The organism is Bradyrhizobium sp. R2.2-H (genome assembly GCF_004346455.1).
GTDB classification, from domain to species: domain Bacteria; phylum Pseudomonadota; class Alphaproteobacteria; order Rhizobiales; family Xanthobacteraceae; genus Bradyrhizobium; species Bradyrhizobium diversitatis.
On the sequence record NZ_SMBR01000001.1, the window covers coordinates 521,008 to 544,995 of the forward strand.

A 23,988-nucleotide genomic window follows, 5' to 3' on the forward strand; every position below is an offset into this window, starting at 1 on the left:
TTTCCTGTGAGGAATGTGGCGCCCGGTACGCCGGCGGCATGGGGGATCCCGGGCGCCACACCCGGTAACGAGTGCTGGGGCTGGGGCGCTCGTTACATGTGATTATCGTGGAGATCCTTGCGGACGTCGCCGACGTAGAGGATGACCGTCTCCTTGCCGAGATTCTTCCACCAATGCGAGGTGCCGTAGACTTCGGGGCGGATGTCGCCGACCTTGTGCACGATCGGATCGACGCAATTGGAGGCGTATTCGACGATCTCGCCCTGCTGCACGAAGATCAGGGCGGGGCGGTCGTCATGGCTGTGCCAGGGCACAATGCCGCCGGGCGCGATGGTCAGCCTGCGGAAGCGCAGCTCTCGGCCCTCGATACGGGCAGGCTGCTTGCCGAGATCGATTGCGCCGAGCGTGACGTCGGTGACGCCGACGGCCTTGTGGTCGACCATCTGCTGTGCGTTCGGCTTGATCTTGCCGGCTGGGCATTCGCCGGCGACTACCGGCTGCGCCGAGAGGGTCAGCGCGCCGACGATTGCAAGGCCTGGCCAGGTCAGGCGCGACAGAGCGTGGCTCGTGAACATGGGGAGGTCTCCTGTGTTGGCCGCAACCTCGCTGGTCGCCGGCTGTGGCAGGAGTTTCTTCGAGCCACGGCCCGTCCTGAAATGCCCTTTCGCTCTCGGTGCGATAGCGCGGCGCTATGCCGATAGGCGACGGCTATCGAACCGATTGTGGATCGGCATTTCCGCTTGCGCGGCTTCCACCGTTCGATGGCGAAGCGCCCGATTGGCGGGCGTTCACGTCAATCCGGAGGAGCATCCCATGACAAGACTGTCCAAGACCCTGATCGCCACCGCCGCGTTTGCGGTCATCGCCACATCGGCCCTCTCGGAGGCCACCTGGGATTTCAAGGCCGGCATGGCCTATATCTATGGTGGGCCCGGCAAGATGTCGGCGATGGCGATGGCGCCGGCCGAAAAGAACCACGAGGCCATGATGAAGCACGCGAAGAAGGTGCCCGACAACACGGTCTTCTTCATGGACAACGGCACGCTGTACTCTGCCTCGGGGCGGCTCGATCCCACCGGCAACTTCTACGTGAACTGAACCGATCCTGGCAGCGCGGCCGCCCCTTGCGGGCGGCCGAACCGGGAAACTACTATTCGCCCAGGGAATGCCGGAGCAGAAAGATGACGTCTCTCTCGCCAGCCGACGCCGAACAGCTCAGGCTCGCCTTCCAGCGCTGCCGCGACATGGACGGTACGCTGAACGAACAGCTCCGTGCCTATGCCGATGCCAGCCGCGAGGTCTTCCCGGCCTATGGCGAGGCGGTCGATCGGCTGGTGGCGCGATTGGACGGAAACGGCGGTGGCGCGACGGCGCCGCGCCCGGGCGATCCGATGCCGCCGTTCATGCTGCCCGACGAGGGCGGGCGTCTCATCGCGCTGCCCGCGCTGCTGGCGCGCGGCCCGCTCGCCGTGATGTTCTTCCGCGGCCATTGGTGTCCCTATTGCCGGCTCAATGTCCGCGCCGTGGTCCAGGCGCTCGATCGCATCAGGGCGATGGGAGCGCAGGTGGTCGCGATCATGCCGGAGACGCAGGAATATACCGGGCAGCTCAAGGCCGAATCCGGCGCGCCGTTTCCGATTTTGACCGATCTCGACAACGGCTACGCGCTGTCGCTCAATCTCGCGATCTGGCTCGGCACCGAGATTCAGCAGCTGCTGTCCTATCAGGACATGGCGAAATTCCACGGCAATGACGGCTGGATGCTGCCGATCCCGGCCGTGTTCGTCGTCGGCCGCGACGGCATCGTGAAGGCTCGTTTCGTCGATCCGGATTTCCGCAAGCGCATGGAGATCGACGATCTGGTTGAGGCGCTGGAGAACGCGAGCCGGGAGAACTAGTCTAGGTCTGCGCGGGCGGGCTGCTCGTCTTTCTCCCCTTGTTGTCGAACAGATACATGATGCTCTTGCAAGCAGTGAGATGCACATTGAAGTGCCCTCTCCCACAAGGGGCGAGGGCGCAGCAATGCGCATCTCGCTTGGTGCGAGAATGCTTCCCCAGCTACCCCGCGATCTCCCGCCAGTCTGCGCCGCGCAGCATGCGCATCACGGCATTGCCTACGGCCGTGCGCTGCCGGCCGGCGACCCCATAGAGGTTGACGGTACGGCGGGCATCCAGCCCCGCGACTGCGGCGCGCGTCAGCCGCTCAGGCACGGGCGAGGTGTGCGGCACCATGGCGACGCCGATGTCGGCTTCGACCAGCTCGATCAGATCGCGCTCGTTCGAGACCTCATGGCCATGTTCGATGTCGACGCCGTGTTCGCGCAGGCTCTCGGAGATGCGGCGCGCGTGCTCGCAGAAGGTGCGGCTCAGCAGCTGCTCGGATCGCAAATCTTCCAGATCGACGCTGGCGCGGCCGGCCAGGCGGTGTCCGTCGCCGACCACGAGCTCGAAATTCTCGGTGAACAGCGGCCAGACGTCGAGCCGGTCCCAGGCCTCGTCGATCTCCGCGGCGATGCCGAGCTCGGCTTCGCCCTTCTTCAGGAAATCGCCGACCTCCCGGTTCGAGCCGCGCAGAAAGCGGAATTCGAGCCGGTTGAACTGCCGCTTGATCTCGTTGAGATGCGGAATGAGCAGGGCGAGGTCGATCGAATGCGTCAGCGCAATGCGGAGCGCACCGATCTCGCCGCTCCTGAACGAGGAGGCGAGCGAGCGTGCGCCGGCGGCGGCGTCATAGCACTGCTTCAGAAGCGGATGCATGCGTTGACCGAGCTCGGTCAATTGCGCCGCCGGCCGTTCGCGGCGGAACAGGTCGCCGCCGAGCTCGGCCTCGAGCTGCTTGATCGCGCGCGTCAGCGACGGCTGCGTGACGTTGCACTCCTCGGCCGCGCGCGTGAAGTTCAAGAGCTGCGCCACCGCGAGGAAATAGCGGACCTGGTGCATTTCCATGGATCGGCTCCGAGCGAGAATGAACTCGATCTTATCGGATCGGCCGGCGAATGACATCCCGCCCGTAATAGCGCGCGCCTATGGATTCGGAAGCCAGCCGGTATTTCCGCTTGGGCGGGCGATGCTCCAGCTTCTGCGCAGGCTGGAAGCCAGCCATTGCCAATGGAGACCGCGTCATGAACATACCGGTGAAGCCGCAGACATCTCAACCTGCCCGCGCGCTGGCGGGCAAGGTGGCGCTGGTCACGGGCTCGACCAGCGGAATCGGCCTCGGCATCGCGCGTGCGCTGGCCGCGGCCGGCGCCGACATCGTGCTGAACGGGCTTGGCGTCGCCAGCGAGATCGGCCGGACCCGCGAGCAGATCGCCGCCGAGTTCGGCGTCAAGGCGAGTTACTCGCCCGCCGACATGACGAAGCCCAAATCGATCGCCGAGATGATCGCGGCCACCATCGCCCAGTCGGGCCGGCTCGACATTCTCGTCAACAATGCCGGCATCCAGCATGTCGCGCCGCTCGACCAGTTTCCAGTCGAAAAATGGGATCAGATTCTCGCGATCAATCTGACCGCGGCGTTCCACACGACGCGGCTCGCACTGCCGGCGATGCGGCGGAACGGCTTTGGCCGGATCATCAATGTCGCCTCCGCGCACGGTCTGGTCGGCTCGCCATTCAAGGCGGCCTATGTCGCCGCCAAGCACGGCATCGTCGGACTCACGAAAGTCACCGCGCTCGAGACTGCGGAGGAGGGCATCACCTGCAATGCGGTCTGCCCGGGCTACGTCTATACGCCGCTGGTCGAGGCGCAGATCGACGGGCAGGCCAAGGCGCACGGCATCTCCCGCGACGAGGTGATCCGCGACGTGCTTCTGGCACAGCAGCCGAACAAGCGTTTTGCGACAGTCGAAGAGCTCGGCGCGCTCACGGTGTTCCTGTCGACAGACTCGGCCGCGTTCATCACGGGCGTCGCGCTGCCTGTCGACGGCGGCTGGACCGCGCACTAACATGAGCCGGCGTAACAAGCCGCAGTCGGCAGCGAATAACCGGGCAGTGCAGGCTGATCAGGAGCGACCCATGAATGGCACGCAGACCAACATACAGCGCAAGGATATCCCGGGTCAGGTCGTGCTGGTGCTTCAGGGCGGCGGCGCGCTCGGCTCGTACCAGGCGGGCGTCTACCAGGCGCTGCACGAGGCCGGCATAGAGCCGGACTGGGTCATCGGCACCTCGATCGGCGCCATCAATGCGAGCCTGATCGCGGGCAACGCGCCGGCGCAAAGGCTCGCGCGCTTGAGGGAGTTCTGGAAACGGATGGAGCAGCAGCCGGTATGGGACTGGCGTGCCGCATTTCCCGGCTTCAACGAAAAGCTGGCCTATTGGTCGACCGTCACCCACGGCATTCCAGGCTTCTTCCGCCCCAATCCGCTGGCGCATGCCGGAGATTCCTATCCGCTGGGTCCCGATCACGCCGGCTATTACTCGACCGTTCCGCTGCAGAAGACGCTGAGTGAGCTCGTCGATTTCGATCTGGCCAATCGCTGCGCGCCGCGCCTGACGGTCGGTGCGGCTCATGTCGGCACGAGCGAAATGCGCTATTTCGACAGCCGCGACGGCGAGCTGACGGTAAGGCATGTGATGGCTTCGGGCGCGCTGCCGCCGGCTTTCCCGGCCGTGCGCATCGACGGCGAACTCTATTGGGACGGCGGCATCCTGTCGAACACGCCGACGGAAGCGGTGTTCGACGACAATCCACGCAAGGATTCGCTGATCTTCTCCGTGCATCTGTGGAATCCCGTCGGGCCCGAGCCGACCACGATGGCCGAGGTGCTGAACCGGCACAAGGACGTGCAATATTCCAGCCGCATCGCGAGCCAGATCGTGCGACAGCAGCAGGCCCATCGCCTGCGCCATGTGATCAACCAGCTTGCGGCACGGCTACCCGAGAGCGAACGCAACGACCCCGCCGTGCGTGAGCTGACGAGCTACGGTTGTCCGACCCGCATGCATGTGGTGCGGCTGCTGACGCCGCAACTCGAGCGCGAGACGCATACCAAGGACATCGATTTCAGTCCGTCCGGGATCACGCGGCGCTGGCATGCCGGCTATGCTCATACGAAGGCGGTGCTGGCGCGCAAGCCGTGGATCGGCGAGTTCGATCCGCTCGCCGGCGTGGTGCTGCACGAGCACATGGACGAGATGCCGATGGCGGCGGAATAGGGGCGGCGTCTCTCTTCATCGAATTGCCACGAGCCTTGCGGATCGTCGGTGTTGGCCCGCAGTCGAAAGTTCTCGCAAGTGGTGTCCGGGAGCGATCTGGAACTGTCCCTCGATCAGGTCCGTGCTCGCGCGGCGGGCCCGGTTGCCGGCGTGTTCGGCCCTGACACCGTCACCTGGCGGATCGACCGCGAGGCCGTGATCTTTCTCGGCGCGGGCCGCGCGCTGTTGCTGCAACTGGCCCACCCCTGGGTCGCCGCGGCGATCGCCGAGCATTCCAAGACCTTTGCCGATCCGATCGGCCGCTTCCATCGCACATTCGGCATCGTGTTCGCCATGGTGTTCGGCTCGCTCGACCGGGCGCTGTTGTCGTCGCGGCAGCTGCGCCGGCGCCACGACATGATCGTCGGCGAGATGCCCGAGACCGTCGGCCCGTTCGCGGCAGGCTCGCGTTACTGCGCCAATGACATTCCGTCGCTACGCTGGATCCACGCCACGCTGGTCGAGACCGCGTTGATGGCGCATGACCTCGTTCTGGCACCGCCCACTCTGGAAGAGCGCGAGTGCTACTGGGCCGAAAGCCGGATGTTCGGTGCCCTGTTCGGGCTGACAGGGAATGACCTGCCGGCGGACTGGACCGGCTTCGCCGATTACGCCGCGGCGATGTCGCAGTCGGAGACGCTGACGGTCAGCACGGCGGCACGCGAGATCGCCACGCAGATCTTCGCGGGCGCGCGTCCCTGGTTGCGGCCACCGCGATGGTACCGCGCCCTCACGGTGAGGATGCTGCCCGAGCGCTTGCGCGCCGGATTCGGGTTTGAGCTTGACGAGGGGGATATCAGGGCCGCCGACAACGCACTGAGTTGGATCAGGCGCGTCTATCCGAGATTGCCTGACAGGCTGCGCTATGTCGGCCCCTACCAGGAGGCGCAGGCGCGGCTGCGCGGCGAGACGCAGCCCGACTGGATGATCCGCTGTCTCAACCGCGCCTGGATCGGCCGGCCGCAGATGGACGTACGCGGGAAGTAGGGTCTTGGAAGTCGGTTATTCGCGCAGTTCACGGACCGCCGTCATTCCTCGGTCATTCCGGGGCGCGCGGAGCGCGAGCCCGGAATCCGTTTCTCAGAGCATTCCGGCCGCACGATGGATTCCGGGCTCGCGCCAAGCGGCGCGCCCCGGAATGACAGCGGCGCCTCACACCGACGCCAGCTTCCGGTACAGTGCGCTGTAGCTGCCGGCCGAGATGCTCCAGGAGAACGATCGTCCCATGGCGCTGCGGCGCATGGTATCGAGCTGGTCTTGCGCCATGAAGGCCGAGAAGGCCCGGCGGACGCCGCCGAGGAAGGACTCGTGCGAGGGCTTCGAAAACAGGAATCCGGTCTCGCCGTCAGTGATGGTCTCGGCGAGGCCGCCGGTCTGGTGCCCGATCGGCAGCGAGCCGAAGCGCTGAGCATACATCTGGCTGAGGCCGCACGGCTCGAAGCGCGACGGCATCAGCGTGAAGTCGCTGCCGGCGAAGATGCGCCGCGCCTGCGCGTCGTTGAAGCCGATCGCGACGCCGATGGCGTCGGGGCGGCGGCGATGCGCGTCGATCAGGGCCTGCTCGAGCGCCGGCTCGCCGGAGCCGGTGACCACGATCTGCCCGCCGGCGTCGACGATCTCGTCGGCTGCCGACAGCACGAGGTCGATGCCCTTCTGGTGTACGAGCCGCGCGACGATGCCGAACATCGGGCCGCGCGAGACCGCTAAGCCGAACTGCTTGCGCACGTAATCCGCATTGGCCCTCTTGCCGACCCAGTCGCCGGCGCCGAACTGCTGGGCGAGCTGGGCGCAGGAGCGCGGGTCCCAGCTCTCGTCGATGCCGTTGAGGATGCCGGTGAGCTCGGCCGCATCCGAGCGCAGGCGAAGCAGGCCTTCGAGGCCGCAGCCGAATTCGGCCGTGGTGATCTCCCGCGCATAGGTGCCGCTGACGGTGGTGAGGTGCGAGGCGTAGACCAGCCCGGCCTTGAGGAAGGAGACCTGGTCGTAGAACTCGACGCCGTCGATGTGGAAGGAGCTCTCCGGTGCGCCGATCCGCCGCAGCGAGTCCTTCGGGAAGAGGCCCTGATAGGCGAGGTTGTGAATAGTCAGGATCGACGGCAGCTTGGCGCCGCGCCAGGCGAGGTACGCCGGCACGAGCGAGGCCGGCCAGTCATTGGCATGGATCAGGTCCGCTGCCCAATTCTTGTCCAGCTTGCCCATGGCGAGCTCAGCCGCCGCCGAGGCAAAGCGCGCGAAGCGGATGTCGTTGTCGGGCCAGTCGCGTCCGGCCTCGTCGCCATAGGGATTGCCGGGCCGGTCGTAGAGCTGTGAGCACAACAGCACATAGACCGGCAACCCGTCCTTGGTAGCGGCCCGGCCGAGCGAGCAGGCCGGCATCTCCGCAAATGCAGGGCAGCGGCCGACGATCTGAATATGCGTGAGTTGCTCGATGATGTCGCGATAGCCGGGCAGCATGATCCGGATATCGGCGAAGGAGCGAAGTGCACGGGGAAGAGCGGCGGAAACGGCGCCCAGTCCGCCAACGCGGATGAAGTCATCCATCTCAGTGGTGACGAACAAGACCCTCAAGAACAGCCGCCCTCTTCCGATCCCGCTTGCTGCTATGCAAGAACGGGTCCAGTTGTCCTGGAATTTCCAAGCCCGCCCACGCGACGCGTCCGTGCGGTAACCACTTTCCTACTCGGCCGCCGCCCTCTAGGGTCGCCGCATCAACAACAAAGCACTTCGTTGGTTCCTAAGAGACCCAAGGCGTGAGCAGGCATGCAGTTATCAGATAAGCATGAGGGGACGTTGACAAAGGTCATGGCAGGTTTGCGGGTCCTGGATTTCTCGACCACCATCGCCGGCCCCCATTGCACGCGGATGTTCGCCGACATGGGCGCCGAGGTCATCAAGATCGAGACCGACGGCGGAGAGACGATGCGGACCCGGCCACCGCTGCGCAAGGGGTGTAGCACCGTGTTCGGCCAGCTCAATGTCGGCAAGAAGAGCGTGGTGCTCGACCTCAAGTCCGAGGACGGCAGGGAGGCGGTCCACCGGCTGGTCGGGACGGCCGACATTCTGGTGGAGAATTTCCGCCCGGGCGTGATGCACCGGCTGCGGCTCGACTACGACAGGCTGTATCAGGTCAATCCGAGGCTGATCTACTGCTCGATCTCCGGCTACGGCCAGACCGGCCCCTCGGCCGAGCTGCCGGCCTACGCGCCCGTGATCCATGCGGCCTCCGGCTACGACATGGCGCATCTGGCCTACCAGCCGGGCCGCAACCGTCCCGATTATTGCGGCATCTACCATGCCGACGTCGTCACCGGCGTCTACGGCTTCGGCGCGATCGCCTCGGCGCTCTATCAGCGCACGGTCACCGGGCTTGGCCAGCACATCGACGTCTCCATGCTGGAATCGATGCTGACCTTGACCGTGATCGAACTGCAGAGCGCGCAATTCGCGGTGAAGCCGCCGCCGCGCCCGATGTTCGGCCCGACCGAGACGGGAAACGGCTATGTCATGATCACGGTCGCCAGCGAGAAGACGTTTCAGGGATTGATGGGCGTGATCGGACGCCCCGAATGGATCTCCGATCCCCGCTTCGCCACCTACGCCGCGCGCCGCGAGAACTGGGCGGACTTGATGGATGGCGTCGAAGTCTGGTCGCGCCAGCTCACGACCGACGCATGCCTCCTTGCGCTCGGTGCGGCCGGCGTGCCGGCCTCGGCCTATCGCACTGTGTCCGAAGCGCTGGCCGATCCGCAGCTCGCGCATCGGCGGGCGCTTTCCGAAGTGCAGGACGAGGGTGGCTCCTTCCGGGTGCTCAATTTGCCGTTCCGGATGTCCGGTGCCGATACCACACCGGGCGAGACGGTCGCCGCGCTTGGCGAGCACACGGATGCGCTGCGCGACGAGCTCGGCCTCGCAGGCGATGGGAAAATTCCGCCAGGCAAAACAGCCGCGACATATTGAGCAACATCGCCGCCGCGTGAGGCGTTGAACTCCCGTGCGTTCCTCTTGCGGTGGCGAGCATTTGTCGCCAATCTCGCCCTCAAGTCGTTCAGCGATCCGAAACATCGGACGCGGGATCCCGGGAGGAACCATGACGAACATTGCTGCCGCAGTGCGCAAGCACGTGCCGATTTTTCTCGTTGCGGCGTTTGCGCTGGCCGGGCCCGCCCAGGCGCAGAAGCCGGGAGGCAGCATCACGGTCGGCCAGGAGCTGGATATCCCGGGCTTCGATCCCCTCAAGGTCGGCGTCTACGACACCTCGACCTTCACCGCGGCCGCCGCGATCTTCGACACGCTGACCACCCTCGACGACAAGGGCGAGGCCGCGCCAAAGCTTGCGGTGTCCTGGACTCATTCCGACGATTACATGACCTGGACCTTCAAGCTGCGCGAGGGCGTGAAATTCCACGACGGCACGCCGTTCAATGCGCAGGCCTTCAAGGAGAATTTCGACCGGCAGAAGGATCCCGCCAACAAGTGCCGCTGCGCCTTCTACATCACCAACGTCAAGGAGGTGCTGGCGCCGGACGACTACACCCTCGTCTACAAGCTCACCGACCCCTCGGTGAACCTGCCGGCGGTGATCACGATCCAGAGCCAGAATAACGCGATCCACTCGCCGACGGCCTGGAAGACCAAGGGCGACGACTACAACCGCAATCCCGTCGGCACCGGTCCCTACATCCTGAAGTCCTGGACCGCCGGCGATCGCATGGTGCTGGAGAAGAACCCAAACTACTGGGACAAGGGGCGGCCGTATCTCGACCGCATCGTCCTGAAGCCGTTGCCTGACGCGCAGTCGCGCTTCGCCTCGCTGCAATCGGGCGAGGCCGACATCATCTGGGACGACGAGAACGACGCCGACAACATCATGAAGGCGCAGAAGGACCCCAAGCTCACCGTGCACACCTACAAGGGCTCGGGCGCGCAGGTCTACGCCTTCAACACCAAGGTTGCGCCGTTCGACGACGTGCGCGTGCGCCAGGCGCTGGTGATGGCGATCGATCGTCCGAAGATGTCGCAGGCCATCAGCAACGGCCTCAGCCGGCCAGCGAGCAATCCTTACGGCGACGGCTCCTGGGTCAAGTGCAAGGACGACGGCGCGCTGCCGTTCGACGTCGAAAAAGCCAAGGCGCTGATCAAGGATTACGGCAAGCCGGTCGAGTTCAAGATGCTGGTGACGGCAACGCCGCGCGGCCGCATGATCGGCCAGGTGCTCCAGCAGTTCTGGAAGCGCGTCGGCGCCAACATGGAAATCGAGCAGGTCGACCAGGCCACCATTCCGTCGCGTGCCTTCACCCGCCAGTTCCAGCTGACGCCGTGGCGCATCGTCGATCTCGCCGATCCCGATCCGCAGATGTACGCGAACTTCCGCAGCGGCAGCCCGCTGGCGCTCTCCGGCTTCTCAAATCCCGAGCTCGACAAGCTTCTGGACCACGCGCGCGTCACTGCCGATCTCGGCCAACGTACCGAGGATTACTGCGCCATCAGCCGCCTGATCAACAAGGACGCGATCTGGTTCTGGACCTTCCAGAATACCTATTACGCGCTGTCCAGCGCCAAGCTGAAGGGTTTCCCGAAGATGTACAACGGCGTGATCGACGTCTCGAGGACCTGGCTGGAATGATGGCGCGATGCTGAACTTCATCGTTCGGCGGCTGCTCGCTTTGCTGCCGGTGCTGCTCGCCGTCTCGCTGCTGACGTTCCTGATCGCCGCGCTGCTGCCGGGCGATCTGGCACTCGTCATCCTCGGCGATCAGGCAACGCCGGAGAATGTCGCGGCGCTGCGTCGTGACATGGGGCTGGATCAGCCGCTGTGGTGGCGTTACCTGAGCTGGCTCGGCCACGTGTTGCAGGGCGATCTCGGCCGTTCGTTTCGCACCGGGCAGACGGTGCTGCAGGCGGTCGCCGAGCGCATTCCGGTCTCGCTGCAGCTGATGCTGATGGCCGAGTTCATCGGCCTCCTGATCGGTGTGCCAGTCGCGATCGCCTGTGCCGCGCGCGCCGGCGGCGCGTTCGACCGCTTCATGACCGGCAGCGCCTTCGCCTTGCTGTCGATGCCGTCTTTTCTCACCGCGATCCTGCTGATCTATCTGTTCGCGGTCGAGCTGCGCTGGCTGCCGGCCACCGGCTATGTGCCTTTCACCGAAGCGCCGCTGGCGAATCTGCGCTTCTTCGTGCTGCCCGCCCTGACGCTGGCGCTGGCGGAATGGCCGGGCATCATGCGCGTGCTGCGCTCCGACATGATCGCGACCTTGCAGGAGGATTATATCGCGCTCGCAAAGGCAAAGGGCCTCAAGCCATCCCGCATCCTGTTCGTTCATGCGCTCAAGCCTTCGTCGCTGACCCTGGTGACGGTGACAGGCATCAATATCGGCCGGCTGCTCGGCGGCACGCTGATCGTGGAATCGATCTTCGCGCTGCCCGGCATCGGCCGGCTGCTGGTCGGGGCGATCTACACCCGCGATCTCGTCATTCTCCAGGGCGTGGTGCTGCTGGTCGCCTGCGGCTTCGTCATCGTCAATTTCATCGTCGACATGCTCTACGCCGTGCTCGACCCGAGGATCCGCCATGGCCACGCTTGAGCTGTCCATTCAGGACGAGGCAGCGTCCGTACCCGTTCGCGGCGGGCGCAGGCTCGGTTTCCTGTTCTGGCTCGCGAGCGGCTGGGTCGCGATCATCCTGTCGCTCGCCATTCTTGCGCCGCTGCTGCCGCTGCAGAACCCTGTCGACATGGACATGCTGGAGCGCCGCGCGCCGTTCTCGACCGAGCACTGGCTCGGCACCGACGGGCTCGGCCGCGACGAGCTGGCCCGGCTGATCTTCGGTGCGCGGGTGTCGCTGACCGTCGGGCTGATCGCGCCGATGATCGGCCTCGTCGTCGGCGGCGCGCTCGGGCTGCTCGCCGGCTATTTCCGCGGCAGGTTCGAGACGCTGGTGGTCGGCAGCATGGACGTGCTGCTCGCCTTTCCGCCGCTGATCTTCGCGCTTGCCGTGACGGCCTATCTCGGCCAGTCCATTCCCAATCTCACCTTGATCCTCGGCGTGCTCGGCATTCCCGCCTTCATGCGCGTGGCGCGCGCTGCGACGCTGACCCTGGCGCGGCGCGAGTTCGTGATCGCGGCCGAGGCGCTCGGCGCCAGCCACGCACGTATCCTCCTGCGCGAGCTGCTGCCCAACGTGATCCTGCCGCTGCTCGCCTTTTTCCTGCTTGGCGTTGCCGTCACCATCGTTGTCGAGGGCGCGCTGTCCTTCCTCGGTCTCGGCGTGCCGCCGCCGATGGCGAGCTGGGGCAGCATGATCGGCGAGGGCCGCGAAAGCCTCGACGTCGCGCCGCGGCTGGCGTTCCTGCCGGCGGCGGCCCTGTTTGTGACCGTGCTGGCGTTCAACCTGGTCGGCGACACCTTGCGGGCGCTGACCGATCCGCGGCAGGGGGCACTGTGAGCGCGCCGCTGCTGACGATCGAGGACGTCGCGGTCGAGCTGCCGACCCCGCGCGGCAATTTGCGCGCCGTGGATCATGTCGATCTGTCGCTGGAGGCCGGCCGCACGCTCGGCATCGTCGGCGAATCCGGCTGCGGCAAGACCATGCTGTCGCGCGCAGTGCTTCAGCTGCTGCCGAAGAAGGCCCGGCTCACGGGCCGCGTGATGTTCGATGGTCAGGACCTGGTGCGGCTCGCGCCTGAAAGGCTGCGTCGACTGCGCGGGCGCGATCTCGCGGTCGTCTTCCAGGATCCCATGACTTCGCTCAATCCGGTGCTGACCATCGGCACGCAATTGATGGAGACGATCCAGGAGCATCTGGAGCTGGATGCTCCGGCGGCGCGCAAGCGCAGCATCGAGCTGCTGGCGGCCGTCGGCATTCCCGCGCCGGAGCAGCGGCTTGCGCAATATCCGCATCAATGTTCCGGCGGCATGCGCCAGCGCATCGCGATCGCGATCGCATTGTCCTGCGAGCCGAAACTGCTGATCGCGGACGAGCCCACCACCGCGCTCGACGTCACCATCCAGGCGCAGATTCTCGATCTGCTCGCGCGCGAGCAGCGCCGCCGGCACATGGCCATGATCATCATCACCCATGATCTCGGTGTCGTCGCCGGCCGTGCCGACGAGGTCGCGGTGATGTATGCGGGCCGGGTGGTGGAGCGCGCGCCGACACAGGCGTTGTTCAGGTGCATGCACATGCCCTACACCGAGGCGCTGCTGGCCGCGATCCCGAAGCTGGAGACCGCGCCGCATACGCCGCTGCCGGCCATCTCCGGCCGACCGCCCGACCCGACACGCCCGCTTCGCGGCTGCTCCTTTGCGCCGCGCTGTCGCTATGCCGCGGCACGCTGTCACGAGGTCAAGCCGGAGTTGAAAGGCGCCGAGATGCCCGGGCACCTCTATGCCTGCTTCCATCCGATCCGAATGACGGAAAGGATCGGCGCATGATGCAGCTTGCCGTGCGCCCCGAGCCGCTTCTGAATGTCGACAATCTCGTCGTCGAATATGGTCTCGGCAACAAGACGGTGCACGCCGTCTCCGGTGTCAGCCTCAAGGTCGCACGCGGCGAGACGCTGGGCTTGGTCGGCGAATCCGGCTGCGGCAAGTCGACGCTGGGACGCGCGGTACTGCAGTTGCGCCGCGCCAAATCAGGTCGCGTGCTGTTCGACGGCGAGGACCTCACCGCGATGGAGGGCGAGGCGCTGCGAAAGATGCGCCGCCGCGTGCAGCTGATCTTCCAGGATCCGATTGCTTCCCTCAATCCGCGCCGTCGCATCGGCGACATCGTGGCCGAGCCGCTGATCATCGCCGGCGTCAAGGATGCCGCCGAGCGCAAGCGGCGCGTGAATGAGGTGCTGTCGGCGGTCGGGCTCGATCCTGATCTCGTGGCAGGCCGCCTGCCGCACGAATTCTCCGGCGGCCAGTGCCAGCGCATCTGCATCGCACGAGCACTGGTGCTCAACCCGGAGTTCATCGTCTGCGACGAGCCGGTCTCGGCGCTCGACGTCTCCATCCGCGCGCAGATCCTCAACCTGCTGGAGGAGATGAAGGCGCGCTTCGGGCTGACGCTGCTGTTCATCGCGCATGATCTGGCGGTGGTCAAAGCGGTCAGCGACCGCGTCGCGGTGATGTATCTCGGCCGGCTCTGCGAAGTCGGGCCGTCGGAGCAATTGTTCGCAAGGCCGGCGCATCCCTACACCGGCCTGTTGTTGCAGGCGATCCCGGTGCCCGATCCGGACGTTCGTCCCGCCGAGAGCGTGGCGACCGGAGAGCCGCCATCACCGATTGCGCCGCCGTCCGGCTGCCGCTTCCGCACCCGCTGCCCACGCGCCGACCAGCGATGCAGCGCGGAGATACCGGAGTTGCGCGAGATCGCACCCGGCCAGTTCGCGGCTTGCCATCATCCGCTGGCCTGAACTAAGACCGCTCGCGGGTTTGTCTCGTCTCGCCGGTCATGGCATGCTGCGCTGAGAACGAGAAGCATTCCGGGAGGACGCCAATGAAGAGTTTCAAGGTTGCCGATTTCAAGGCGCCGCTGCAGGAGGTCGATGAGGCGACTCCGCAGCCATCGGGCACGCAGGTGTTGATCAAGGTGAAGGCGGCCGGCGTCTGCCACAGTGATCTCCACATCTGGGAAGGCGGTTACGATCTCGGCCATGGCCGCAAGCCGTTGTCACTGAAGGACCGCGGCATCAACCTGCCGCTCACGATGGGCCACGAGACCGTCGGTGAAATCCTGGCGTTCGGTCCCGACGTGAAGCCGACCGATCAGGGCGAGCTGAAAATCGGCGATGTCGGGCTGGTCTATCCCTGGATCGGCTGCGGCAAGTGCCCCACATGCCTGGCCGGTGACGAGAACATGTGCCTGACGCCGCGCTCGCTCGGCGTCTATTGCGACGGCGGCTATTCCGACCACATGCTGGTGCCGCATCCGCGTTACCTGCTCAATCTGAGAGGGCTCGACCCGGCGACGACAGCGCCTTATGCCTGCTCGGGCGTCACCACCTATAGCGCGCTGAAGAAGGTCGAGCAGCATTTCGACACGCCGATCGTGATGTTCGGCGCCGGCGGCCTCGGCCTGATGGCGCTGTCACTGCTCAAGGCCATGGGCGGCAAGGGTGCGATCATGGTCGATATCGACGCGAAGAAGCGCGAGGCTGCCGAGAAGGCGGGCGCGCTGGCGACCGTCGATCCCAAGGCGCCGGATGCGCTCGAGCAGCTTGCGAAGAAGGCAGGCGGCCCGATCCGCGCGGTGATCGATCTGGTCGGCAATGCCGCGACGACGCAGCTCGGCTTCGACTGCCTGACCAAGGGCGGCAAGCTCGTCATCGTCGGCCTGTTCGGCGGTGGCGCGACCTGGGCGCTGCCGCTGATACCGATCAAGGCGGTGACGATCCAGGGCAGCTACGTCGGCAATCTGCGCGAGACGCAGGAACTGCTCGAGCTCGTGCGAACGAAGAAGGTGCCGCCGATCCCGGTGACGCGGCAACCGCTCGCCAAGGCCAATGACGCGCTGGTGCAGTTGCAGCAGGGCGCTGTGGTCGGCCGCACGGTGCTGACGCCGTAGTTTCTTCCGTCATTCCGGGGCGGTCCGCAGGACCGAACTACGGTGCGCAATTGCGCACCTGAGAATCTCGAGATCCCGGGTTCGGCTCTTCGAGCCGCCCCGGGATGATGCATCCCTCCAGGAACCCCATGTCCGCAAACAACGCCTTCCACATTGCCGTGCTCGCCGGTGACGGCATCGGTCCCGAAGTCATGGCGCCGGCGCTCGAGGTGCTGCGTAGGGTCGGCGAAAAATCCGGCCTGCGCTTCCGGTTCACCGAGGCGCCGGCCGGGGCCAACAATTATCTCGCCACCGGCAAGTCGATGCCGGATACCACGATCAAGCTGTGCGAGGAGGCGGATGCGATTCTGCTCGGGGCCTGCGGGCTGCCGTCGGTGCGCTATCCTGATAATACCGAGATCGCGCCGCAGATCGAGCTGCGCTTCATCTTCGATCTCTATGCCGGCGTGCGTCCGGCGCGGCTCATTCCGGGCGTGCCGAGCCCGATCGTCGGCGCCGACCAGCGTGGCATCGATCTCGTCGTCATCCGGGAATCCACCGAAGGCCTGTTCGCCTCGATGGGCAAGGGCGTCGTCACCCATGAGGACGCGCGCGAGACCATGGTGATCACCCGCAAGACGTCCGAGCGCCTGTTCGAGTTCTCGTTCCGCCTGGCCGAGCGGCGCAAGGCGCGGGGCAAGCCGGGAATGCTCACCTGCGTCGACAAGGCGAACGTGTTCAAGGCGTTTGCCTTCTTCCGCGGCATCTTCGACGAGATCGCCAGGAAGCATCCCGAGGTGAAGACCGACCGCCTCTATGTCGATGCCTGCTCGGCGATGCTGGTGAAGCGTCCCTGGGATTTCGACGTGATGGTGATGGAGAACATGTTCGGCGACATCGTCTCTGACATCACCGCCAGCCTGATCGGCGGCCTCGGCATGGCGCCCTCGGCCGACATCGGCGACAAGTACGCGGTGTTCCAGCCGTGCCACGGCACCGCGCCCGACATCATGGGACAGGGCAAGGCCAATCCGACCGGCATGATCCTGTCTGCGGCGATGATGCTGGACTGGCTCGCCGACAAGCACGGCGTCGAGAGCGCGGCCGAGGCGGGCGAGACCATCGAGCGCGCGGTGGACCAGGTCTATGCCGGCGGCATCAAGCCGATGGAATTCGGCGGCAGCAACGGCACGGCGGATATTACGAAGGCCGTGCTCGCGGCGCTGTAGTCGAAGAAAGGGGCCCTCACGGGCCCCTTCGCGTTCACCAGCGGTGCCAGTGGCGGTGACGCCAGCCCCACGGACGCGAGCCGTAGAAGCGCGGGCCGCCGTAATAGCCGTAGGCGCGATAATAATTCGGGCGCCACCAGCAGCGGCCCCAGGGGTTACACACCCAACGCACCTGCTCGACGTCGGCGGACGGACCGCTTGCAATCCTGTCGGCCTGCGGGATGCCGTTGGGCATCGCTGCGAGGGCCGGTCCCGACGCGAGGGCCACACCGCCGATGGCGGCCAGACCAAGAACAGCAGATCTGAGTTTCATCGCAATCTCCCTCGTTGGTGGCGGGAGAACTTGCGCGACATCAAGTGGTTGCGGTTGCGTAAAATTGCACGAGGAATTTAATCTACCTGAACGCCGGTTCAGCTTCAGCGACCCCTAAACTTCGGCTTGCGCTTCTCCATGAAGGCCTGCCGGCCCTCGCGGAAATCCTCCGAGTCCATGCAGGCATTGCCGATCGCCTTGATCGCCTCCATGTCGCGTCGGCTCTCGTCTTTCAGCACCTCTGCGATGGTGATCTTCGCCGCCTTGATCGCGAGCGGGGCGTTTTGCGCGATCGTCGCGGCGATTGCCATGGTTTCGCCCCAGAGCTCGTCCGCCGGGAACAGGCGCTCGACGAGGCCGATGCGTAGCGCTTCGGCTGAATCGATCCGCATGCCCGTGTACATCAGAAGCCGCGCCCAGGACGGGCCGACCAGCGACACCAGATGCCGCAAGCCGTCATAGCCGTAGGCGATGCCGAGCCTGGCTGCGGGAATGCCGAACTGGCTGCCGTGCGAGGCGAGGCGGATGTCGGCGAGCATCGCGACCTGCATGCCGCCGCCAAGGCAATAGCCGTCGATGCAGGCGATGGTCGGCTTGGGATAGTCGGCGAGCAGCGCGCGCTGGGCGGCGCTGCGCCTGGCGTACTCCTCCGACGCCGCCGCATTGTGCCTGACCTTCTCGAACTGGCTGATGTCGGCGCCCGAGACGAACGCCTTGCCCCCGGCGCCGCGCAGGATCACGACGCGCACGGTGTCGTCGTCGCGCAAGGCTGTCAGCGCCTCGCCAAATCCCTCCCACATCTCCAGCGACATCGCGTTGCGCTTGTCGGGATTGTTGAAGGTGACCACGCCGACACCATCGGCCGAGTGCTTGAGGATCTTGCCGTCGGCGTAAGGAGTTCCGGTCGTGCTGGAAATGTCGGGCATCGCGCGCTCGCTTTTCGGTGGCCGAGCAATGTGCGGCGTCGCCGCTGCCGTGGTCAACCGGCGCAGGGGAGGAGAGCTTGCATCCGCCTGTGCTGGGATTGCATGGCGCGCGAAGTTCGGCAAATGGCGGCAAGCCGCCAAAGGGCGGCCGGGCCGCCCGAAACAGGCCGCCCGCATGCGCGCGGGCACAGAGATATCTCGTCGGATCTCGTCCAATCCGGCCGCGCATCTGCGGCGCGGCGGATTGAACATCGGCCGTAAAGGCCAGGCCGACGATCGGCCTCAGCTCTCGTTCGCCGCGATCGATTCCATCAGCGAGACGAGCTGACGCTGCACCGTCTGATCCTTGATCTTGCTGTAGGCACGCAGCAGGCGGAGGCTGAAGGCGGAGTCGAGGAAGAGCAGGCTCTCGACTTCGCGGGCCTTGTTGTCGCCGTCGTAGAAGAAGGTCACGGGCACATCGAGGGCGGAGGCGATCTGCTGAAGCCGGGCCGCGCCGACGCGATTGACGCCCTTCTCGTACTTCTGAACTTGCTGGAAGCTCACACCCAGCTTCTCGCCGAGTTCGGCCTGCGAGATCTTCATCTCGACGCGCCGCAGACGGATCCGCTTGCCAAGCTCGATGTCCGGCTTGCCGGCACTGCGCTGCTTCATTCTTTTGGCCGCTGCTTTCATCTCTGTTCTCACCTTTGTTCTTCGGTTGAAAATCCCCCGAAGAGCTGGGTCAGGGGTTCGCCCATATACGAGTCCTTGAATTCGTGCGGGTGCACGAACTCTTCCTTAAACCACGGGAAGCGAGCCGGATTGAAAGCGTCGATCAGCCAGTCAATCATGTGCCGCACGCGCGGAATGCGGCCGCTACCAGGATGGTAGGACAGCCAGATATCCAGCGGTCGGTTCAGCTCGACCTCCAGTGGAATCAACTTCCCGCCGAGCGCAATGGCGTAGCTCGGGAATACGCCGATGCCGGCGCCATTCGCGACCGCCCAGTAGTTGGCGCTCGAGACGTTGGTCTTCATGACCAGGAGGTCACGTTCCGAAACGCCCGGGAAGAAGCTCTCGAATGTTTCCTTGGCGGCAAGCTGGTCGGCGAATTGCAGCACCAGGCGGTGCTTGATCAATTCCGCCGCCGAGCGCGGCGCGCCATGCTTTGCGATGTATTTCTCGGAGGCCCAGAACATCAGATGCATGCGGCCGAGCCGCACCAGCTTGACGTCGAGCGCAGAGGGACGCGACAGATGGATGGCGACATCGGCCTCGTGGCGGGAGACGTCGGCCGAGCGCATCGCGCAATGCAGGTCGACCAGGATCTTCGGATAGGCCTGCTGGAATTCGACCAGCCGCGGGGCGAGCCAGAACGTCCCGAGGCCTTCGGTGACGGCGACGCGGACCTCGCCGGACAGGACGTTGGCGGTCGAATCGCTGGTTCGCAGCACGTCGAAGGCGGCGGCCTCCATCCGCTCGACGGCGGAGACCACCATCGCACCTTCGTCGGTCAGATGGGTGCCGTGAACGTCGCGGGTGAACAGGGTGGTGCCGGTCTGACGCTCGAAATCATCGATCCGGCGGCGGACGGCGTTGATCGACAGCGACAGGCGTTCGGCTGCCGAGCGGAAACTTCCGCATCGGACGACTTCCAGGAAAATGCGGGCCGCATCCCAATCGGAGAGGCCGCTGATATTTGTCTTTAGGCGTTCTTCCAGCGGAACGCCCCTTTCCGCCAAGGAGTGCATACAATTCCCTTTGGGAAGCTAAACTGGCAGAATCTGACGCAAACCACAACCACGACGGGTTGGGGAATGACGAGTTTTGAACGTCATCCTTATCAACTTGTGGGCGGTATTGGGGTGCGGTATTGGGGTGGGATTGGGCAGGCTATCGCCCGTTGAGGGGAATGTGGCGTGAGTTCCGTTGCGAGCCGTGAAATGGCTGCGGGATGGCCGGCGCTGTCCGTGATGGAAATTCATGCGCGAAGGCGGATGCCGTCTCACGCGATGGATCAATCGCACCGCGCAAGACGTTTGCTCCCGGACCAGTTCGGCGATTGCCAATGCTGCTGCGGGGCGACTGCGGCCAGAACCGCGGTCTCACCACAGAAACACACTGAAATCAGGTTCGGAGGCGCAGTAGCCTCGTGCTATCTTTGGTCGTCCATGCGGGCCAAAGGGGGCGCCACAAATACGTCTCGCAGGCCGAATTAACGGAAAGAGCGCAAGTGTCGCATTCAGACGAACAGTTGCAGGCGGTGCTGGGAACGCTCGAGGAGTGCCGCAGGGCTCTCAACGAGTGCAACAACCGTGAGTCGGCCGAGATGCTGTCCATCGTCATCCTCGACGTGCGGATGAAGCTGAAAGGAATTGACAGTGCCGATCTCAAGGCGCTGTGCGACGAAATGCTGCGGAGCGCTGCGAGCGAGCCGCCGACCCCTTCCAAGCAGACGCAGGACCAGCCCCGGCGTCCGCTGCTCCGCGTGGTGAAGTAGCCGCGCCGCCGAATCTCGCTTTTTGGCGAGGTTTGTGCGCGTCCCGATGCCGCATCTGTGATCACGGATGGCATCGGGAGGAGCCTTGGTTTTCGTGCGCCTCTGTTGCGCATTCTCAGCCATCGGCTACACCAGAGCCGGTTCGGCTCCGGCCGGGCGCATTCCCTTGCGCGCCGTACCGGTGCCTGAGATGGCTTCGACTGCATCATGCAAAATGTTTCGATCCCGGCGGCGCTGATTGCCGGCCTCGTCAGCTTCCTCTCGCCCTGCGTCCTGCCTCTGGTTCCGCCCTATCTGGTCTACCTGACGGGCGCCACGATCGAGCATGTTGAGAGCGACGAGCCGGCCGCGGCCTCCAAGCGCGCGATCATGATGTCGGCGCTTCTGTTCGTGCTCGGCTTTTCCACGGTGTTCGTGGCGCTCGGCGCCAGCGCTTCGCTGGTCGGCGGGCTGATCCGAGCCTGGTCGGCGGAGCTGTCGATTCTCGCCGGCATCGTCATCATCATCATGGGCCTGCACTTCCTCGGCCTGACGCGCATCGGCCTCTTGATGCGCGAGGGGCGGCTGCCGATCCCCAAGCCGGTCGGCCTCTGGGGCGCCTATATCATGGGCCTCGCTTTCGCATTCGGCTGGACGCCCTGTATCGGCCCGATCCTTGCCGCGATCCTCTCGATCGCCGCGGCCGAAGCCACGGTGACGAAGGGCGCCGGCCTGCTCGCGGTCTATTCCGCGGGCCTCGGCATTCCCTTCCTGATCGCCGCGCTGATGATCGAGCAGTTCTCCGCGCTGTTCGCGCGCATGAAGGGCCACCTCGTCAATGTCGAGCGCGCCATGGGCGTCTTGATGGTGATCACCGGCATCGGCTTTCTCACCGGCGCGGTCTCGAATGTGAGCATCTGGCTGCTTGAGACGTTTCCGGCGCTGCAGACGATTGGTTAAAGCATGATCCGGAAAAGTGCGAAGCGGTTTTCCGGAAAGATCATGCACAGACTACAACCTAAAGCGCGATGACGATTCATCCAAATCTCATCGCGCTTTAGGGCGCGGAGACCGGGTTTTCACGGACAAAAAAGTAGAGGAACCGCTGAAATCCGTCAGGCATGCTGTCACGGAACGACGATGCCAAACCTTTCCAGTCCCGAGGCGTTGCATCGGGGGACAACTCGCATGGTGGAGATCACGTGAACAAGACACTGCGCATAGAACCCTTGTCGGACAACGCTGCTTTGGTTGCCTGGCAGTTTTTGGGACAGCCGTTGCAGGAGTGGCCGAGCTGGGTTCAGTCGAATTGCTCGCTGCAGAAGGATGCCGATGGAAAATTCGAGCTTCGGCACGAGCGGCGCAGCGGCACCCAGATCGTCTATCTCGGCGAGTGGCTGGTGAGAGATCTCGATGGGGGCGTGGACTTCTACACGGACGCCGAGATCTGGTCGCGGTTCGCAGCCAAACGCTGACGCGCAAAGAAGATTGAGCCGGCGCGTCGATCGCGCCTTAGTCTTTCCTGCTCGAGCTCCAGGCAATCAAAAGCCTGTGTCGTTGGTGGGGCAAAAAGCCTCGCCGGTGGGACTCACCGACAGAATGCAATCTGTAGTAATATTTCATTGTACTACACCCTGAGGGGCAATTCTTCTGAACATATACTGAAACGAGAATTTTAGACCAAGCGACATCTTCGGCGCCCCTCTCCCTTAAGCATTCTGAAGCAGGAGCAAGCGATGGGAACCGACGTGAATGTTCATCCCGGTCATGGCAAGGCCGGACGTCAGCCGACGCGACAATTTCTGGATACGCTTTCCGGACACGACGATCCGGGCATGTTTGGTCGGATGTTTCCGACCCTGGAGCCGCTGGCTGTCGACGACGGTCCGCTGCATGAGCTCGCCGACGCGATGAAGGATCCCGCCCCCGGCGACGCCGCGGGAAACAATCTCAAAGTCCCCGCCGGCTTCACCTATCTCGGGCAATTCATCGACCATGACATCACGCTCGATCTGACCTCCTTCGGCGAGAAGGAAGCCGACCCGACGGCGGTGACGAATTTTCGTACGCCCGCACTCGATCTCGACAGCATCTACGGTCTCGGTCCCGACGGAAGCCGCCATTTGTACGCGCGCAATTCGGCGAGCGATAGCGGCAAGACACCGGGTCCCAAGCTGCTGATCGGCAAGACCGTCAACGTCGACGCCATCACCGGCGATCATCGCAACGACCTGCCGCGCAATCCGGAGGGGTTTGCGCTGATCGGCGATCACCGCAACGACGAGAACCTTCTCGTCGCGCAAACCCATCTTGCGATGCTGAAGTTTCACAACAAGGTCTGCGATCAGCTCGCGGCGTCCGGCAAGCCGGCGGGCGAGATCTTCGAGGAAGCGCGCCGCATCGTGACCTGGCACTACCAATGGATGGTCCTGCACGATTTCGTGGAGCGGATCACCGAGAAGGGCATCGTCGCAAAGATCCTCGAGCAGGGTCGGCGCTTCTACCGCTTCAAGAAGATTCCCTACATGCCCGTCGAGTTCTCAGGGGCGGTCTATCGTCTCGGCCACAGCATGGTGCGCCAGGTCTATAGCCACAACAGGATCTTCACGCCCGGCCCGGGCGGTATTCCTGCAACTCTCGATTTGCTGTTCAGATTCACCGGTCTTTCGGGAGGAATCATCGGCGACCTGGCGCCGAACCCGATAACGCCGCCGCTCCCGCTTCCGGTGCTTTCGAGCAACTGGATCATCGATTGGCGCCGCTACTTCCAAGTGCTGCCGAACAATCCTGCGGGCGTGACGCTCAATCCGTCGCGCAAGATCGATCCTTTCATCGTGCCGCAACTCCACACACTGCCCGGTGACGGCGGCAGTCTGCCGTTCCGCAATCTCAAGCGCGGCGTGTTGCTGGGATTGCCGTCGGGGCAGGACGTCGCCAAGGCCATGAAGATCAAGAATCCACTGTCTCCGGAAGAAATCTCCAAGGGGAGCGACGGTGCCGTGGCGAAGAAGCATGGCCTGCACCAGCACACCCCGCTCTGGTACTACATCCTCAAGGAGGCGGAGCAACGAGGCAACGGTGAACGGCTCGGGCCGGTCGGCGCGACGCTGCTCGCCGAGGTCTTCATCGGCCTCGTCCACGGCGATCACCAGTCGTACCTGTGGCTCAAGGGCAAGACCTGGAAGCCGACGCTTCCATCGCAAGTGCCGGGCGAATTCACGATGGCCGATCTCTTGCGTTTCGTCGGGGATATCAGCCCGATCGACGGCATTACGACGGTCTAGATCTCCCGCCCGGCGATCGCCGCGCGCATCGATGCAGTCGGGCCTGGAA

The 23,988-nt window shown here is 64.8% G+C and carries 25 protein-coding genes; 18 read left to right on the forward strand and 7 right to left on the reverse strand.

All coding sequences use genetic code 11. From position 1 onward, the window contains the following. Positions 1 to 92 precede the first annotated feature (92 nt). Complete coding sequence (locus tag EDE08_RS02485; RefSeq protein ID WP_131866820.1) at positions 93 to 575, reverse strand: cupin domain-containing protein; 483 nt, start codon at positions 573 to 575, stop codon at positions 93 to 95. 238 nt (positions 576 to 813) lie between these two features. Between EDE08_RS02485 and EDE08_RS02490 the strand changes: the two genes are divergently transcribed. Then, positions 814 to 1,098, forward strand: a complete 285-nt coding sequence (locus tag EDE08_RS02490; RefSeq protein WP_131866822.1) for a hypothetical protein — start codon at positions 814 to 816, stop codon at positions 1,096 to 1,098. A gap of 83 nt (positions 1,099 to 1,181) precedes the next feature. Then, a complete protein-coding gene (locus tag EDE08_RS02495) occupies positions 1,182 to 1,898 on the forward strand; it encodes a peroxiredoxin-like family protein (RefSeq protein WP_131866824.1) in 717 nt (238 codons plus the stop codon). A gap of 160 nt (positions 1,899 to 2,058) precedes the next feature. Here the strand turns inward: EDE08_RS02495 and EDE08_RS02500 are convergent, their stop codons facing one another. Then, a complete protein-coding gene (locus tag EDE08_RS02500; RefSeq protein WP_131866826.1) occupies positions 2,059 to 2,946 on the reverse strand; it encodes a LysR family transcriptional regulator in 888 nt (295 codons plus the stop codon). Between the two features lie 176 nt (positions 2,947 to 3,122). Here EDE08_RS02500 and EDE08_RS02505 point away from each other — a divergent pair, with 176 nt between their 5' ends. The 3 genes from EDE08_RS02505 to EDE08_RS02515 all read left to right on the forward strand — a co-directional run bounded on the left by EDE08_RS02505 (position 3,123) and on the right by EDE08_RS02515 (position 6,186). After that, on the forward strand, positions 3,123 to 3,947 hold the full coding sequence (locus EDE08_RS02505) for a 3-hydroxybutyrate dehydrogenase (protein WP_131866828.1): 825 nt from the start codon (positions 3,123 to 3,125) through the stop codon (positions 3,945 to 3,947). Positions 3,948 to 4,017: 70 nt separating this feature from the next. Then, a complete protein-coding gene (locus EDE08_RS02510; RefSeq protein WP_131866830.1) occupies positions 4,018 to 5,160 on the forward strand; it encodes a DUF3734 domain-containing protein in 1,143 nt (380 codons plus the stop codon). Positions 5,161 to 5,238: 78 nt separating this feature from the next. Next, the gene (locus EDE08_RS02515) at positions 5,239 to 6,186 is read left to right on the forward strand and encodes an oxygenase MpaB family protein (protein WP_165935716.1); all 948 of its coding nucleotides are present in this window, start codon (positions 5,239 to 5,241) and stop codon (positions 6,184 to 6,186) included. Between the two features lie 165 nt (positions 6,187 to 6,351). Here EDE08_RS02515 and glgA read toward each other — a convergent pair whose 3' ends face one another. Further along, positions 6,352 to 7,767 (reverse strand): glycogen synthase GlgA, encoded by a 1,416-nt coding sequence (gene glgA, locus EDE08_RS02520; RefSeq protein WP_061878261.1) that lies wholly within the window; start codon positions 7,765 to 7,767, stop codon positions 6,352 to 6,354. A 192-nt stretch (positions 7,768 to 7,959) separates the two neighbouring features. Between glgA and EDE08_RS02525 the strand changes: the two genes are divergently transcribed. The 8 genes from EDE08_RS02525 to EDE08_RS02560 all read left to right on the forward strand — a co-directional run bounded on the left by EDE08_RS02525 (position 7,960) and on the right by EDE08_RS02560 (position 16,955). Beyond that, positions 7,960 to 9,156 carry a CaiB/BaiF CoA transferase family protein gene (locus EDE08_RS02525; RefSeq protein ID WP_131866831.1) on the forward strand — a complete coding sequence of 399 codons (1,197 nt, stop codon included), beginning with the start codon at positions 7,960 to 7,962 and terminating at the stop codon, positions 9,154 to 9,156. Positions 9,157 to 9,286: 130 nt separating this feature from the next. Beyond that, positions 9,287 to 10,822 carry an ABC transporter substrate-binding protein gene (locus tag EDE08_RS02530; RefSeq protein ID WP_131866833.1) on the forward strand — a complete coding sequence of 512 codons (1,536 nt, stop codon included), beginning with the start codon at positions 9,287 to 9,289 and terminating at the stop codon, positions 10,820 to 10,822. A 7-nt stretch (positions 10,823 to 10,829) separates the two neighbouring features. Then, the gene (locus tag EDE08_RS02535) at positions 10,830 to 11,780 is read left to right on the forward strand and encodes an ABC transporter permease (RefSeq protein ID WP_131866835.1); all 951 of its coding nucleotides are present in this window, start codon (positions 10,830 to 10,832) and stop codon (positions 11,778 to 11,780) included. After that, positions 11,767 to 12,639 (forward strand): ABC transporter permease, encoded by an 873-nt coding sequence (locus EDE08_RS02540; RefSeq protein ID WP_131866837.1) that lies wholly within the window; start codon positions 11,767 to 11,769, stop codon positions 12,637 to 12,639. The genes EDE08_RS02535 and EDE08_RS02540 overlap by 14 nt, the downstream gene beginning before the upstream one ends. Then, on the forward strand, positions 12,636 to 13,628 hold the full coding sequence (locus EDE08_RS02545; RefSeq protein ID WP_131866840.1) for an ABC transporter ATP-binding protein: 993 nt from the start codon (positions 12,636 to 12,638) through the stop codon (positions 13,626 to 13,628). Before EDE08_RS02540 ends, EDE08_RS02545 begins: the two co-directional genes overlap by 4 nt. After that, positions 13,625 to 14,596 carry an ABC transporter ATP-binding protein gene (locus EDE08_RS02550; protein WP_131866842.1) on the forward strand — a complete coding sequence of 324 codons (972 nt, stop codon included), beginning with the start codon at positions 13,625 to 13,627 and terminating at the stop codon, positions 14,594 to 14,596. The genes EDE08_RS02545 and EDE08_RS02550 overlap by 4 nt, the downstream gene beginning before the upstream one ends. Positions 14,597 to 14,679: 83 nt before the next feature. Next, on the forward strand, positions 14,680 to 15,747 hold the full coding sequence (locus EDE08_RS02555) for an alcohol dehydrogenase (RefSeq protein WP_131866844.1): 1,068 nt from the start codon (positions 14,680 to 14,682) through the stop codon (positions 15,745 to 15,747). Positions 15,748 to 15,875: 128 nt separating this feature from the next. After that, positions 15,876 to 16,955, forward strand: coding sequence for an isocitrate/isopropylmalate dehydrogenase family protein (locus tag EDE08_RS02560; RefSeq protein WP_131866846.1), 1,080 nt, complete (start codon positions 15,876 to 15,878; stop codon positions 16,953 to 16,955). A gap of 34 nt (positions 16,956 to 16,989) precedes the next feature. On the opposite strand, the gene EDE08_RS02565 is transcribed toward EDE08_RS02560, so the two are convergent. Both EDE08_RS02565 and EDE08_RS02570 read right to left on the reverse strand, forming a co-directional pair. Continuing rightward, positions 16,990 to 17,268, reverse strand: coding sequence for a hypothetical protein (locus EDE08_RS02565; protein ID WP_131866848.1), 279 nt, complete (start codon positions 17,266 to 17,268; stop codon positions 16,990 to 16,992). Between the two features lie 104 nt (positions 17,269 to 17,372). Further along, positions 17,373 to 18,194 (reverse strand): enoyl-CoA hydratase, encoded by an 822-nt coding sequence (locus EDE08_RS02570; protein WP_131866850.1) that lies wholly within the window; start codon positions 18,192 to 18,194, stop codon positions 17,373 to 17,375. Here EDE08_RS02570 and EDE08_RS02575 point away from each other — a divergent pair. Next, the gene (locus EDE08_RS02575; RefSeq protein WP_131874985.1) at positions 18,184 to 18,522 is read left to right on the forward strand and encodes a hypothetical protein; all 339 of its coding nucleotides are present in this window, start codon (positions 18,184 to 18,186) and stop codon (positions 18,520 to 18,522) included. The two genes, EDE08_RS02570 and EDE08_RS02575, sit on opposite strands and share 11 nt — an antisense overlap. On the opposite strand, the gene EDE08_RS02580 is transcribed toward EDE08_RS02575, so the two are convergent. Together EDE08_RS02580 and EDE08_RS02585 are read right to left on the reverse strand one after the other, a co-directional pair. Further along, positions 18,477 to 18,848, reverse strand: a complete 372-nt coding sequence (locus tag EDE08_RS02580) for a helix-turn-helix domain-containing protein (protein WP_020608151.1) — start codon at positions 18,846 to 18,848, stop codon at positions 18,477 to 18,479. The two genes, EDE08_RS02575 and EDE08_RS02580, sit on opposite strands and share 46 nt — an antisense overlap. Before the next feature lie 29 nt (positions 18,849 to 18,877). Next, positions 18,878 to 19,927 (reverse strand): LysR family transcriptional regulator, encoded by a 1,050-nt coding sequence (locus EDE08_RS02585; protein ID WP_131866855.1) that lies wholly within the window; start codon positions 19,925 to 19,927, stop codon positions 18,878 to 18,880. 482 nt (positions 19,928 to 20,409) lie between these two features. Here EDE08_RS02585 and EDE08_RS02595 point away from each other — a divergent pair, with 482 nt between their 5' ends. The 4 genes from EDE08_RS02595 (at position 20,410) to EDE08_RS02610 (ending at position 23,939) form a co-directional block, all read left to right on the forward strand. Then, positions 20,410 to 20,676, forward strand: a complete 267-nt coding sequence (locus EDE08_RS02595) for a hypothetical protein (protein ID WP_061878250.1) — start codon at positions 20,410 to 20,412, stop codon at positions 20,674 to 20,676. A 207-nt stretch (positions 20,677 to 20,883) separates the two neighbouring features. Beyond that, on the forward strand, positions 20,884 to 21,615 hold the full coding sequence (locus tag EDE08_RS02600) for a cytochrome c biogenesis CcdA family protein (protein ID WP_061878249.1): 732 nt from the start codon (positions 20,884 to 20,886) through the stop codon (positions 21,613 to 21,615). A 242-nt stretch (positions 21,616 to 21,857) separates the two neighbouring features. After that, on the forward strand, positions 21,858 to 22,130 hold the full coding sequence (locus EDE08_RS02605; protein ID WP_131866859.1) for a hypothetical protein: 273 nt from the start codon (positions 21,858 to 21,860) through the stop codon (positions 22,128 to 22,130). A 261-nt stretch (positions 22,131 to 22,391) separates the two neighbouring features. Further along, positions 22,392 to 23,939, forward strand: a complete 1,548-nt coding sequence (locus EDE08_RS02610; RefSeq protein ID WP_131866861.1) for a peroxidase family protein — start codon at positions 22,392 to 22,394, stop codon at positions 23,937 to 23,939. Positions 23,940 to 23,988: the final 49 nt, after the last annotated feature.

Excerpts from the sequence above, each read along its gene's own strand:
- EDE08_RS02550 (WP_131866842.1), top strand. The coding sequence starts at position 13,625 with ATGATGCAGCTTGCCGTGCGCCCCGAGCCGCTTCTGAATGTCGACAAT.
- EDE08_RS02525 (WP_131866831.1), top strand. The coding sequence starts at position 7,960 with ATGCAGTTATCAGATAAGCATGAGGGGACGTTGACAAAGGTCATGGCA.
- EDE08_RS02610 (WP_131866861.1), top strand. The coding sequence starts at position 22,392 with ATGGGAACCGACGTGAATGTTCATCCCGGTCATGGCAAGGCCGGACGT.
- EDE08_RS02560 (WP_131866846.1), top strand. The coding sequence starts at position 15,876 with ATGTCCGCAAACAACGCCTTCCACATTGCCGTGCTCGCCGGTGACGGC.
- EDE08_RS02500 (WP_131866826.1), bottom strand. The coding sequence starts at position 2,946 with ATGGAAATGCACCAGGTCCGCTATTTCCTCGCGGTGGCGCAGCTCTTG.
- EDE08_RS02555 (WP_131866844.1), top strand. The coding sequence starts at position 14,680 with ATGAAGAGTTTCAAGGTTGCCGATTTCAAGGCGCCGCTGCAGGAGGTC.
- EDE08_RS02565 (WP_131866848.1), bottom strand. The coding sequence starts at position 17,268 with ATGAAACTCAGATCTGCTGTTCTTGGTCTGGCCGCCATCGGCGGTGTG.
- EDE08_RS02495 (WP_131866824.1), top strand. The coding sequence starts at position 1,182 with ATGACGTCTCTCTCGCCAGCCGACGCCGAACAGCTCAGGCTCGCCTTC.
- EDE08_RS02530 (WP_131866833.1), top strand. The coding sequence starts at position 9,287 with ATGACGAACATTGCTGCCGCAGTGCGCAAGCACGTGCCGATTTTTCTC.
- EDE08_RS02505 (WP_131866828.1), top strand. The coding sequence starts at position 3,123 with ATGAACATACCGGTGAAGCCGCAGACATCTCAACCTGCCCGCGCGCTG.
- EDE08_RS02575 (WP_131874985.1), top strand. The coding sequence starts at position 18,184 with ATGTCGGGCATCGCGCGCTCGCTTTTCGGTGGCCGAGCAATGTGCGGC.
- EDE08_RS02510 (WP_131866830.1), top strand. The coding sequence starts at position 4,018 with ATGAATGGCACGCAGACCAACATACAGCGCAAGGATATCCCGGGTCAG.
- EDE08_RS02600 (WP_061878249.1), top strand. The coding sequence starts at position 20,884 with ATGCAAAATGTTTCGATCCCGGCGGCGCTGATTGCCGGCCTCGTCAGC.
- EDE08_RS02580 (WP_020608151.1), bottom strand. The coding sequence starts at position 18,848 with ATGAAGCAGCGCAGTGCCGGCAAGCCGGACATCGAGCTTGGCAAGCGG.
- EDE08_RS02585 (WP_131866855.1), bottom strand. The coding sequence starts at position 19,927 with ATGCACTCCTTGGCGGAAAGGGGCGTTCCGCTGGAAGAACGCCTAAAG.
- EDE08_RS02485 (WP_131866820.1), bottom strand. The coding sequence starts at position 575 with ATGTTCACGAGCCACGCTCTGTCGCGCCTGACCTGGCCAGGCCTTGCA.
- EDE08_RS02490 (WP_131866822.1), top strand. The coding sequence starts at position 814 with ATGACAAGACTGTCCAAGACCCTGATCGCCACCGCCGCGTTTGCGGTC.
- EDE08_RS02535 (WP_131866835.1), top strand. The coding sequence starts at position 10,830 with ATGCTGAACTTCATCGTTCGGCGGCTGCTCGCTTTGCTGCCGGTGCTG.
- EDE08_RS02540 (WP_131866837.1), top strand. The coding sequence starts at position 11,767 with ATGGCCACGCTTGAGCTGTCCATTCAGGACGAGGCAGCGTCCGTACCC.
- EDE08_RS02570 (WP_131866850.1), bottom strand. The coding sequence starts at position 18,194 with ATGCCCGACATTTCCAGCACGACCGGAACTCCTTACGCCGACGGCAAG.